The organism is Novosphingobium sp. UBA6272 (assembly GCF_002440635.1).
Lineage (GTDB): Bacteria > Pseudomonadota > Alphaproteobacteria > Sphingomonadales > Sphingomonadaceae > Novosphingobium.
On sequence record NZ_DJUW01000014.1, the window covers coordinates 101571 to 113211 of the forward strand.

Annotated in this window: 11 protein-coding genes; all 11 read right to left on the reverse strand. The window is 61.7% G+C overall.

Annotated elements, in window-relative coordinates; all coding sequences use genetic code 11:
* Positions 1 to 14: 14 nt before the first annotated feature.
* The gene (locus B2V17_RS06840) at positions 15 to 473 is read right to left on the reverse strand and encodes a very short patch repair endonuclease (protein WP_292996485.1); all 459 of its coding nucleotides are present in this window, start codon (positions 471 to 473) and stop codon (positions 15 to 17) included.
* Positions 466 to 1719, reverse strand: a complete 1254-nt coding sequence (dcm, locus tag B2V17_RS06845; RefSeq protein WP_292996487.1) for a DNA (cytosine-5-)-methyltransferase — start codon at positions 1717 to 1719, stop codon at positions 466 to 468. Before dcm ends, B2V17_RS06840 begins: the two co-directional genes overlap by 8 nt.
* A gap of 115 nt (positions 1720 to 1834) precedes the next feature.
* Positions 1835 to 2227, reverse strand: a complete 393-nt coding sequence (locus B2V17_RS06850; protein ID WP_292996489.1) for a DUF3768 domain-containing protein — start codon at positions 2225 to 2227, stop codon at positions 1835 to 1837.
* Positions 2224 to 2412, reverse strand: coding sequence for a hypothetical protein (locus tag B2V17_RS06855; RefSeq protein ID WP_292996491.1), 189 nt, complete (start codon positions 2410 to 2412; stop codon positions 2224 to 2226). Before B2V17_RS06855 ends, B2V17_RS06850 begins: the two co-directional genes overlap by 4 nt.
* A gap of 506 nt (positions 2413 to 2918) precedes the next feature.
* Positions 2919 to 3683, reverse strand: coding sequence for a DUF6339 family protein (locus B2V17_RS06860; RefSeq protein WP_292996493.1), 765 nt, complete (start codon positions 3681 to 3683; stop codon positions 2919 to 2921).
* Positions 3680 to 4504, reverse strand: coding sequence for a hypothetical protein (locus B2V17_RS06865; protein ID WP_292996495.1), 825 nt, complete (start codon positions 4502 to 4504; stop codon positions 3680 to 3682). The genes B2V17_RS06860 and B2V17_RS06865 overlap by 4 nt, the downstream gene beginning before the upstream one ends.
* Entirely contained in the window at positions 4501 to 6387 is a 1887-nt protein-coding gene (locus tag B2V17_RS06870) for a hypothetical protein (protein ID WP_292996497.1), read from the reverse strand. Before B2V17_RS06870 ends, B2V17_RS06865 begins: the two co-directional genes overlap by 4 nt.
* Before the next feature lie 25 nt (positions 6388 to 6412).
* On the reverse strand, positions 6413 to 6634 hold the full coding sequence (locus B2V17_RS06875; protein WP_292996499.1) for a hypothetical protein: 222 nt from the start codon (positions 6632 to 6634) through the stop codon (positions 6413 to 6415).
* 164 nt (positions 6635 to 6798) lie between these two features.
* Positions 6799 to 9546 (reverse strand): MobF family relaxase, encoded by a 2748-nt coding sequence (gene mobF, locus B2V17_RS06880; RefSeq protein ID WP_292996501.1) that lies wholly within the window; start codon positions 9544 to 9546, stop codon positions 6799 to 6801.
* The gene (locus B2V17_RS06885) at positions 9546 to 11366 is read right to left on the reverse strand and encodes a type IV secretion system DNA-binding domain-containing protein (RefSeq protein ID WP_292996503.1); all 1821 of its coding nucleotides are present in this window, start codon (positions 11364 to 11366) and stop codon (positions 9546 to 9548) included. Before B2V17_RS06885 ends, mobF begins: the two co-directional genes overlap by 1 nt.
* A partial coding sequence (locus tag B2V17_RS06890) for a hypothetical protein (protein ID WP_292996505.1) occupies positions 11363 to 11641 on the reverse strand: 279 nt, incomplete at its 5' end. The genes B2V17_RS06890 and B2V17_RS06885, both read right to left, overlap by 4 nt.

Consider the following 11641-nt stretch of genomic DNA (forward strand, 5'->3'; position numbering starts at 1 on the left):
ACTCCCGACGGCACTCAATTTGATCGGCCTGCGATCTCGATACGGGACTGACCGGATCGTAACCAGTCTGCAAGCTGGTCCGTCACCTCCTCCACCGGCATTTTCATCCTACCTTTCAGCGCACATTCCCAGACGACAGCCTGACGCCACCCGGATTCGTCCAGCCGCCCGGCATTGGCCGTGTCATTGCGGCGGTTGCGTCCGATCTTGTCCCGCCAGAACTCCTCGCGGCTCCTGGGCCAGCGGAACAGGTGGCACTCATGCCCGTGCCAGAAGCAGCCATGGACAAAGATCACCGCATGATATTTCGGAAGCACAAGATCGGGCCTGCCCGGAATGCCAGCTGCATGAAGCCGGTAGCGGAAGCCCTGTGCGTGCAGTGCGCGCCTGACTGTCAGCTCGGGCTGCGTGTCCTTCCCTCTGATTCCCGCCATCATCCGGCTGCGGACCTCGGGAGAGACAGTGTCAGCCATGCACCATCATTGGCTCGCGTTGCTCTGCCACATCGACGGCAGGCGGCCTTGCATCGGCCCGGATATGCGGGGCCATGATCGTGGCAACGGCGCGGACCACCGGAACAACGACTGCGTTCCCGAACTGCCGGTAGGCCTGCGTGTCCGACACCGGGATTTCAAACTTGCTGCCTTGCGGCTCCTCAAAACCCATTAGCCGGGCACACTCGCGCGGGGTCAACCGGCGGGGGCGGTTGCCAGGTTGCAGGACCAAGCATTCAGACCCGTCCTTGTGATAACGTGCCGACAAGGTGCGGGAGACATCTCCGGGACCGAACACCGAATAGCCAAAGCCGTTGCCTGCCTTGGCATGCTTTTCCTTGTAACCCTGGAGGTAGTTCCAGAGGTGCTCGGTCAACGTGTATTTGGGATCAACCTTGCGTTCCAGAATATCGCCCAGAACCGGTGCGCTGCCTTCCGGCACCTCAAGATCGTCAAAGTTGAAGTCGGAGCCCTCGCGAAACCCGACAATAAATACCCGCTCGCGCTTCTGCGGCACCCACGGCGCAGAGCTGATCACGCGATAGTCGACCTGGTAACCCAGCTCCTGCGTCAGTACGTGCATGATAGTGGCGAAAGTCCGCCCGCCGTCGTGCCGTTCAAGGTTCTTGACGTTTTCAAGCAGGAAAGCTGCCGGGCGGTGATGGGCGATGATCTTGGCAAGGTCGTAGAACAGCGTCCCTTGCGTATCACACAGGAAGCCATGCGGACGGCCAAGCGAATTCTTCTTCGACACCCCGGCAATCGAAAACGGCTGGCACGGGAAGCCAGCCAGGAGAACATCGTGCTCCGGAACCCGCCAGGGTTCCTCCGCGTAGGGACGGATGTCCCCGGCAAACTCGTGATCGATCGGATTGTCGCGAAAATTGGCGGCATAGGTCTGGCGTGAGTATTTGTCCCATTCGGCGGTAAAGACGCATTTGCCGCCGATTTCCTCGAAAGGGCGCCGCAGGCCACCGATCCCGGCGAAAAGGTCAATGAAACGAAACCTGGACGCTGGCCGGGCTGCCGGAAGTCTCGGTACGCTGACTTCGGCCATCCGCATCATCAGGTCCATGGCGAGCGGCGTCGGCTCGGTGCCGCGAGGCCCCATAGTTTCATAGCGCCGGATCGAACGATCCGTCACCCGCAGCAGCTTCGCCGCCTCCTCAACCGAAAGTCCCGCCCGCTCACGCAGCTTCGCAAATTCGGTTCGGCGGTCGAGCATGGCGTTCTCCACTGGGACTCTTTCGGACAACCTGTCCAACTGCGACCCAGTGGTGAAACATTTGTGGAACAAGCGCAAGGGGAGCCTGGGAAAATTTCCCCAGCTCCCCACAGACTCAATACTCCTCTGCAAGCATGATGGTCAGAACTCGTCGCGTAACTGCGGGATTGGCCGGATTGTCGCTCGCCCATTCCATCGAGTGTCCGTAGCAGTCGATTTTCCAGAAAACTGTCTCGCGGCATTCACCGGGCCGTCTGGTCGTCCAGCACCCCCGGCTGTCCTGATAGACAGCGCCGAAATCACGTTCGCCATAAGGATCATTGTCAGGCGTAAAAGCATCGAAGTCTTCGATAAGCTCGCGCACCCGCGATTGATCGGACGCGGCGAGCGAACGAAAGCCAGATGTGGCGACGGCAGTGCAGGCAACGCCCATCGCCTTGCGGGCCAGATCGTTGAGCCGGGCGACAGCTTCGGCGCGGCTTGTTGATTGAGAAACCGAACGGGTCATTGCAGCCGCCCTCCCTGACATTCGCAAAAGTCGACCAGTGCACCAAACTCGCCGGCCGGGCCGAACCGGTCTGCCGCGCGCTGCACTTCGGCCAGCGGCATGCCGTTTTCGTCGGCCAGCAACCGCAACCAGTCTTCCCGGCACTCCGCACCGCACGCCCGGTACATCAACAGGACATCGTCCATTTTTGCCTCCTTCCTCGGCTGAAAGCCGCTTGCCTGCGGCCATGCGGCTCTGCCTTCCGGCGAGGATGGGAGGGGGAGGGTAAGCGGAATCGCCGTTCTGGCGCGGGCCAGCAGGCGCGCAGCGACCGCCACACGGGGACGGCTATTCCGCTTCGGGAAACGAGAGGGCAAAGCCCTTGGCGTTCCCGCCTGTGAAATGAACGGAGCCGATCAGGCTCCCGCTGCCGCGACGCGGCATAACAAGGGCACCCTTGCAACGGCGCGAAGCCGCCGGACGCCCTGCGCGCGGGCCTGTGGGCCAGCGGGCGTCCGGCAATGAGAGAGGCAAGAGTGCCAGCGGGTCAGAACAGGAAACGCCGCACCCTCAGGAGCGTGAAGCGCGGGACAGAGTGCGTCCTCCGGAATTCACGCTCCGCCTGGAAATGCTCCTGATCGTCACCCGCATGGGCCGGGACTACAGGCCCGGTCCGCAGCTGCGGATAGAGCAGGTTACCCGTGAGGGTAGCTCAGGCTGCCACCAGTTCCTTTTCGGCCTGCTTCATGGCGATGGTAGCTGTTTGGGCCAGAAATGTGTCCACTTCCGTATCGCTCAAGACCTCGAAAAGGATGCCGCCCCCGTTTCGATTCAACACCTTCATGAAATAGCGAAAACTTGCTTCATCCGATGTCACCCACGGCTCTGCACTCATTATCCGGATCAATCCCTGGGCAAGCTTCGGCCGGCTTGTCGTTCGTGAACGTTCAACAAAATTGCTGCGGATGTCGGCACTCTTCAAGATAAGGAGCAACGCCTGCTCGTGATCGCCCGATCCAGCTGCGATCTTGGCAATCCTTGCATTCCACCACAGACGTCCGATCGCGTTGTCATCGCGCACTGATGTCAGGCCGGTACCAAAGAAGTGATCGGCAACGGCCTTGTCGAAAGATTCCCCGGTCTTGCCAGAAAGCCAGCGAGCCCGCCCATAGGCCAGCGCTTCGATGTGCGTCAGCCGGGTCCAGATCCGCCCTTCACGGGCAATCGCCGGGCTCATGCCGGGAAGCGCGTTGAACACCTTGAGTGAATTCTGCACCTCGATCTCTGAACTCGTCGAAGACAAGTCCAGCGATGCCAGCGCAGTAGCATCTACGGAGACAGAGGACACCTCGATCGCCCAGCCATTACCCAGTTCAAGATCGAGGAAGTCTCCGCTTTCGTAGCGTACACGGTTTTCGGCGACCTGCGCCTCCAGCGTATCCATCACATCTTGCGAGAGGAATTTCAGCTTGTTCATGCCCCTGCCTCCGCAATCGCCTCAAGCCGACTGACCGGAAGTTCCAGCAATGTCTGGGCATTTTCGAAGAGGCTTCCTTCGTAGTTGATACCTGCGATCGTGCATTTGGCCGCGAATGGCTGCTTCCAACGCCGGTTTTCGTACATGTCGGGGTTTGCCCGCAGTGCGTCGAGAACCTCCATCACGGCAGGCATATAGACAGAGCTGAGTACAGCCGATCTGGCCTGGGAATGGCGAAGGCCATTGATCATCTTGTACGTCCCGTCTCCGGCAAGAATTGTGATTTTTTCCGCGTCCAGCTTCACACTCAGCCTGCCTTCGGGCTGATCAGGAGACGCAACCAGGGAGAAAATACTCTCCATAGGAGCCAGCTTCGCCTGTCCAACACTCAGCACCTGTTCGTCATCGAATGCGAGAATGTCGCCAGCAATCAGATTCAAGGGCAGCGTGAATTCCGGATGCACATTGTCCGGCGTCCATTGTTGCAAGGGCTGCGACAGCCAGATGACCGGGCGGATTGTAACCCGATTAAGAAGCGATCCGTTTTCAAACTCTACCTTGCCTTCCGGCCAGCCGAGCTCCCGAAGATCCGAGTAGAAGGTGTCGCCGCAGCGTACGAAGATGCCGACGGTGGCCTGCCCCCCTTCGACAAGCTTCCGGATTGAAGGTTCGGTCAAATCAATGCTGTAGTTGATGCTGACCTTGCCGGTTTCGAGAATTTCCTCGACCTCGGTTTCCAGCGCAAAGATGCCTTCCGCAAAATCTCCGGTTTCGTCTGTCAGGACGGGGTGGGGAAAGCGCATGTCATCAGTAAACTTCATGCTGCGATCTCCGTCTCTGCTGTGGCGAACACTTCAACCGGTCCCGAGTAGGGCGCGTCAAAGGTGACCTCGAGGGCAACGCGGACTCCCTCTGTCAGTTGGATCGCAACGTTGCCCTTGCGCAGCGAACCGGAGCTGGTGGAAACGACCGGAAGCAACTCACCGGAATTCAATCCGGTTGCCTCAAGCTGTACCAACGCATTTCCTGATACCGTCGGAGTAAACCATACAGTCCGCTTCAATGCGTCCGTCGCTCCAACAGGTATCGCCGTTCTCAGACCACGAAGCCTGAGAGGGGGCACCTTGCCGTGCGTGCCCGTGCCATCCGTTCCGGCGCCGGGCCCTTTCTGATCGCCTGACCGCTGACCACCCTTTTCCTGCGTTTCGCCGGTCCCGCCACCGCCGTCCTCGCCGGCGTTCTCCTGTGGCTTAAGCGCCTGTGTCTTTGCCTTGCGGGCGGGCTTGTAGATGTATTTCTCCGGATCGTTCTCGGCATTGGGATCAGGCGGGGTCGGGCCGGTCGCGTCCTCGGCAAAGAAGCGCGCGAGTTCATCGAGGGTGACTTCATCATCCTCTTCGATGGCAGCGGCCTGCTGGATCTTTCTCCGCAGTTCTTGGATGAGCTGCTTCATTGCAACTTCGGCAGCCTCCCGCTTGGCCGGGTCAGACAACCGATTGGCGGAAAAGCTGTCGTGCCGCGGGTTCTCAATGGATTTCATGAGCTTGCTTGCCTTGTCAGCAAGCGGCTCGACGAATGCAACGAACTCTCGTGTCCCGACAAATCGCTGGAGCTTGTCACCGAATTGCTGAAGCTCAGAGGTTATAAGCATACCGTTTCGAACGATTCCGACCCTCTTGGGCAAGCCGTCGGCTACAAGCACACGGAAATGCATCTTCCCAAGCCCTTGAACATCCTGCTCGATGTCCGTCGCGTCCGGGGAAATGAGGCAGTTGAACAGGTCCCGCGAAAAATCGAGCTGGCCCCTCTGACCGTCCGCGTCAGCGGCGGCGATAATACGAGCATCATTGAACAGGGCAGCGACGGTGTTGTGGTTGAGCTTGATTTCCCCATCGTTGATTTCAAACGCCATCCGGTCGCGATGCAACGCCGCAAAAAAGTTTGTGAGCAGGGAATATGCGATGGACCAGGCCCAGCCTTCTGTTTGCCTGAATCCAGCGCAGAATATGCTGGTTCCGACCTCGGTCCGGCGCATCCATTCCGGAACCTGCTCCGGGTCCTCAATGGCAACATACCCGTCGGGATTTCCCCAGTATCCGGTCGCACGGCGCTTCGCTCCGCTGCAATCAACATGTGAGACCATCCGGCTTTTGCCTTGTGCGGCAAAGCGCGTCTCGCCCGCATTGTCCCGATAGGCTGTCGAATAGAAAACCGTTTGAAGGTCCGAAATCGCAAAGGATGCGTTCTTGCCGATCCCGAACGAGCCGCCCGACGTTTCAGTCTTGTTGTTGCTGACACCCGCGCCTTTCAGCAGTGAGTGAAACGGCGTCCCCTCCACGCTCGAGGGTCCTGCCAAACCCTTGGTATTGAAATCGCTGATCTTGAGAATCTTGGTCGTCGGCAAAGCCAGCAAACTCGCGGCCTGCTTGAAAAAGTCCTCGTCCTTCTCCTGCTTTGCATCAGCCAGGCACCTGTCAACTGTCTGGCTCAGAACCTCAACGCCAGGGACCTGGGAAGTTTCCACGTCAAGGACATCGAAGGTCATCCGAACCGGATGGCTGACAGCTGCATCCGCACTGTTCTGCCCGGCCTCACGTCCGCAGCTGGCGTATGGATTGTCACGAAACGTTTCAATTCCGGCATCGCCCAACCCCTCGCTCTCACCGGCCTGGTTGGGCAGAAATTCCAATACGCCTTTAGTCATTTCGGCCTCCTGCCTTTGGCTGATTTCAGAGCTTGAAAAGAGATTCTCCAGCGCCTTCGCCTTCGCCGAACCGCGCTTTCGCTGTGTCCAGTTCCTTTTGGAGAGCACGGAAGATCTTCTTCACGTCCTCATCTGTCGAAGAATATGCCGATCGGTTGGAAAGATTTCCGATCAGTCGAATCTCTCTGAGCGCACGATTCACTCGTTGCTCCACAAGACGGACAAAATTTTCGCGTTTCTTATCCACAGAAGCCTCCATATGCGCCATATATCGCACACATTTGTGCAATATGCAATAAATTAGTGAAATGTTGTTGAGTATGGGTTCCATATCTACTGATTTTAAAGAGAAACTTGGCGTAAATAGCCGAAGCAAAATGAGGATACGCCTATCGTCTGCTATGGCCGCGCTTACCCTATACCTGCCCCCATCGCCCTGGACTTGCCAGCATCGGGCAGCGTCGCTGCCATGGCGGTCTGCTTCTCACCCGCCCGCTCGGTGATCGCCCGGACGAGCCGCTCCCGGTCATCGGTGACAACGACGGCCTCGCCTCTTGCCCGCGACAGCGCGACATAGAGCATCTTCTGGTCGACCAGATTGGTCGAGCTGCTGTCGGCGTGGATCAGGACCCGATCGGCGGTCTGGCCTTGGGCGGCGTGTGCGGTCTGCACATAGGCGTGGCGCAAATGGGTGTCGCGGGGATCAGAGAGGTCAAGCCGCTGCTCGCGCCCGTTCGCCAGTTTCAGGGCGGCCTGACGGGTAGCAGGATCGATGCCGGTCACGGTGCCGCCGAGCCCGTTAATCCGTCCCATCTCGCGGTCGTTGCGGGTAAACTGCACTCGGTCACCTGTGCGCAGTTCCATGGGTTTGGCCTCGAACACCTCGGCCTTGCCTGCACCCCATTGCCGGGGATGCCAGTCAATCGACCGGCCATCGCGGCTCGCAAGGGCAATACGGCCCCGTTCAGGCTCGACGCTGCTGACGGTCAGGGACTCTCCACGGCGAACGTCTTTGGCGACATAGTCGCGGTTGAAGCGGACCAGATCGCCGATGGCATAGCTGGCCGCTTCGCGCGCTTCTGCGCGGGTCATGCCCTTGGCCTCCAACGCGGCAAATTGCAGGCGGTCTGCCGACAACTCGCCGCGCGAAGCCAGGTGCTCGCGGATCATGCCGGTGAGAGTGTCACGGCCTTCGCGCGAAGGCTCGATGGCCAGCGTCCGCGCCCGCTCGGCGGGTGACAGCGCCAGGTAATGCCGCGCCATGGCCGCGAAGCGATCATTTTGCGTGGTGGCTTCGATCACCCGCCCACCGCCGCGATCCAGCGCGGCGAGCGCCTTCCCGGCATGGCCCTCAATCGATGCCATGACCGCTTCGCGGGTCCCGGCATTGGTCTGGCGAACGACTTCGGCCAGTTTGGTCGTTGCCATTCCGGCGGCCTGCAACTGCGCGAAGGCCGCGCCAGCACCAACTGATCCGAGCTGCTTAACGTCACCGACTAGGACAAGCCGGGCGCCCGCCCTGTCAGCGCTGGCCATCAGCCTGGCCATGTCGTGCGCCGACAGCATCGAGGCCTCATCGACAATCCAGACGGCATCCTTGCCCGACATTCGCGGGTCGGGGGCAAGCAGATGCCGGGCAACGGTATCGCCACGCAAGCCGAGCGCTTCACCCAGAACGGTTGCCGCCGATGCGGTTGGGGCAAGTGCTGTCACTGCAAGCCCGCGCCGCTCGGCTACGCGGGCATAGGTCGCCAGCACCGTGGTGGTCTTGGCGGTCCCGGCATAGCCCTGAACCGCGGAAATGCGGTCCCGCGAAGCCAGCAGGTCGGCGGTCGCGCGCTTCTGGTCCTGGGTCCAGGCATAGCCTGACCGCACCGACTGCCTAGCGGCAAGCTCGACCGTTCGCGCTGCCGCCACGGGATTGGCCAGTGCTTCAGCCATCCCGCGTCCGGCAACTTCAAGTCGCAACATGGTGCGCTCGGTCGCGATGGCCTGCGGGGTGGTGAACCCGGCAAACTCCGCACCGCGCCGGTCCAGAAAGGTCCGGGGCACAAGCTCGCCGCGATGCTCGGAACCGGCAATGGCGGCACCGATCTGGCCATGCCCGATCTTGCCAAAGGCGAAGTCGCCCGCCTCGCGCGTCAGCGTACTGGCCGAAAACACGGCTTCGCGTTCGGACAGCTTGGCGGCGGCGAAGGCGACGGCGCGTTGCGCCAGCAAATCATGACCGGATGCTGGCTCGATGTCTTTGGCCCGATCCTGCGCCTCCGCAATCAGCCTGCCCCGCGCGCCAGCGTCGAACCCGTTGGAATCGGCGGTGGCGCGCCACTCGGCGCGCAATTCGCGAATATCGACGTGGCTCTTGGCCTCGCGGGTATCGAGCGCAGCAATCTGCTTCTCGGCGGCACTTGCCTCCGCCCGGCTTGTGCCGCGCTCGGCCAGGCGGGCATCGATCGCCGCCGTGCGCTGGCTCAGCGCCTCGATGACTTTGTCCGGCACGCCAGCTATTTCGAACATGGCATCTTTGCCCGGCTCGATGCGGTATCCAAGCTCGGCAACGCCGTGCGCCAGCTCCTGCCGGTAGATCGCGCCGATCTCCTTCTGGAGCTGGTAGAACGCGCGCGGTTCCAGACTGCGCCAATTGCCGTCCCTGTCCTGCGTCATATTGATCACGACGGCATGGGTGTGGAGCTGCGGGTCCTGCGCCCGGCTCGTCGCGTGGCGGAAGGTGGCAATCGCGAGATTGCCGGTGGCCTCGCGCCGGACCGCGCCGCCATTGCGGACGCGGGTCGCGGCCATGTGTTTTTCGACATGGGCCAACGCCACTTTTGCCGCCGCGCCGTGCGCTGCGATCAACCGCTTGTCGCCAGCGACCTCGGCCATGATCGATACGGACTTGGGCGCGGACAAGGTAATATCCCAACCGGGACGATGCTCGATCTTGCCGTCGCGGGTGGTGCCAAGCTGCCTTCCGCCGACCTGACCCTCCAGCAGCGCAGCGAACTGCTCCCGGTCAACCTCGCCTTCAAGGCCCAAAGACCCGGCGGCCTCGCCGAACCATTCGGACGGTGCGAGGCCGCCTTCGGCATAGTAATCATCGGCCTCGTAGTAGCTCGCGGCCTGACCGGCGCTCGACAGGCCCGAAACCGAGGCAACCATCACACCGGGCCGGGCTTGGCGTCCGTCGCGGCGGCTGCGGCGATCTCGCCGACCTTGCTCCACAGCGTGCCGGCAGGATCGCCGGGAACGTAGGCCGGTTCGCGCGGGCTCCCGCGCCGGGCGATGTGATCGGCAGTGAGGTCAATCCGCGCAACCGGCAGGCCATCGGGCAGAAGCAGATAGCCCTGGTGCGGGGGAAGCCGCAGTTCGCTTTCGAGCACGGCGGCGCGGAACTGGCGCTGGGTGGCGATGGTGGTGCGGGGCACCTCCTTGCCGATCGGCAGCGTATCGCTGGCGACGCGCATTTCGATCTCGCATTCACCGATGGTCTCGCTCGCCCATTGCCGGGTCTCTCGGTCAACGATCTGGAGAAACAGTTTGGTGTTGCAGCAGGCGAGCATGGCCTCGGCGATGTTGTCGCCATAGCGGTTGCGCATCTGCCCCAGTGCCTGGAAGGTGAGCACGATTGCCGCGCCGAACTTGCGTCCCTCGGGGAGGAGCCGCGCGAGGTTCTCGACGCGAGGCAGGTCTGCCAGCTCATCGAGCACGAACCAGATGCGCCGCTCGGGCGAAGACGCCAGACCCAACACCGCGCTGGCCGCGCATTCGAGCCAGCAGGCCATCAGCGGCTTGGCCGCCTCGAAATAGTCTTCCTTGCGCGGAACGAAGATCCACGGCTTCGCACCCGGATTCTTGTCCAGCCCGGCGATGAAGTCGCGGAAGGCGAAGTGCTCCGCACCCTTGTCCTCGACCCTGAGGAACTGGATCAGGTTCGCCGCCTTGGCGAGCATGAACAGCACACTGCCGGTGGCGCGGTCGGCGTCATCGGCAAAGGTCCGCGCCGACGAAGTATGCCCGAGCCAGTGCTTGAGCTGCTCCTTGCTCTTTACCTGCAAGGCTTCAAGCAGTGCTTCGAGGCTGCAGTTCTTTTCGGCCCACAGTTTGCGGAGCATATTGGCGACTAAGATGCGGCTCGTTTCCAGCCAGACATCGTCGTCCTGGCTGCCGGTTTCGGACACGAGCTGACGGGCAATCCGGTCGGCATCGGCGGGGTGTGAAATCTCGTCGAACGGCGACCAGAACGCGCAGCGGCCATCGAACGGATTGAGGATGATGTCGCCGCGCGCAGCGCAGTAATAGTGGGCAATGAATTCCCCGCTGGTGTCATAGACCAGCGCCGGTTCGCCGCGCGCCTCGATGTCGTCGAGCATCTGGCGCAGCACTGTAGTCTTGCCGCTGCCGGTGGTCCCTATCAGGGCGAAGTGGCGGGTCTCGTTGCGGCGCGGGATCGGCACCGGACCGATCTTCAAGGCCCCCTTGCCAGCCAGGTGCGAAAGCTGCGCAACGGCTTCATTCGCGCTGACCACGCGAGTGCCACCGAGCACCCGGTCGGCCAGCGTTTCCTCGCCCTGGACATGCATGGTGCGCTGGATCAGACAGATGATCAGAATGCCAACCACGAGCCCCATCAAGGCACCGAGCAACAAGGCTACGACGACTGCCTGGAGCGTATCGGTGAACAGCGGATCGCTGGCAACATAGTGGGCTGAGACTGTCCAGTGATTGTCGCCCATTCCGACATTCATCTTGATGTCGCGGTTGCCGAGACTGCCGATCAGATCGAGCCCCTTGCCGCCAAGACATTGCAGCGCAACCGTCCACGCGTAACCGGGCAAGGTGAACTGCGACCAGAGGAGCGCGCCACATCCGGTGCAGACCAGCAGGAGCTGCCAGAAGAAGCGGAGGCGCTCCTGCAAGCGGGCCATGCGGACGCGCCACAGCGAATGGGCACGGGCGGCAAAATCGGTGTTGCGGGTCATGGTTCGAACTCTTGGGCGAGGGAGCGTTGCCGCTCGAAGGCGGCGCGCGCTTCGGCGGCGATCACCTCGTCGGGTTTGCGGGTTCCGAGCGCGGCATGGCGGGCATAGGCATAGGCCGCGCAGGCGGTGAACAGGGCGCGGTCGAGCACCCGTTCGGCCTCGGCCAGGCGTTCCGACATGGTGCCGATCTCGCGCGCCATTGCAGCAAGATCGGCCTCTCGGTCGGTGCCGTGAAGCATGGCGAGGAAGCCTGCTTGGCCTGCTGCCGGTTTGGC

Coding starts and splice junctions, on each gene's coding strand:
- B2V17_RS06840 (WP_292996485.1), bottom strand. CDS start 473: ATGGCTGACACTGTCTCTCCCGAGGTCCGCAGCCGGATGATGGCGGGA.
- dcm (WP_292996487.1), bottom strand. CDS start 1,719: ATGCTCGACCGCCGAACCGAATTTGCGAAGCTGCGTGAGCGGGCGGGA.
- B2V17_RS06850 (WP_292996489.1), bottom strand. CDS start 2,227: ATGACCCGTTCGGTTTCTCAATCAACAAGCCGCGCCGAAGCTGTCGCC.
- B2V17_RS06855 (WP_292996491.1), bottom strand. CDS start 2,412: ATGGACGATGTCCTGTTGATGTACCGGGCGTGCGGTGCGGAGTGCCGG.
- B2V17_RS06860 (WP_292996493.1), bottom strand. CDS start 3,683: ATGAACAAGCTGAAATTCCTCTCGCAAGATGTGATGGATACGCTGGAG.
- B2V17_RS06865 (WP_292996495.1), bottom strand. CDS start 4,504: ATGAAGTTTACTGATGACATGCGCTTTCCCCACCCCGTCCTGACAGAC.
- B2V17_RS06870 (WP_292996497.1), bottom strand. CDS start 6,387: ATGACTAAAGGCGTATTGGAATTTCTGCCCAACCAGGCCGGTGAGAGC.
- mobF (WP_292996501.1), bottom strand. CDS start 9,546: ATGGTTGCCTCGGTTTCGGGCCTGTCGAGCGCCGGTCAGGCCGCGAGC.
- B2V17_RS06885 (WP_292996503.1), bottom strand. CDS start 11,366: ATGACCCGCAACACCGATTTTGCCGCCCGTGCCCATTCGCTGTGGCGC.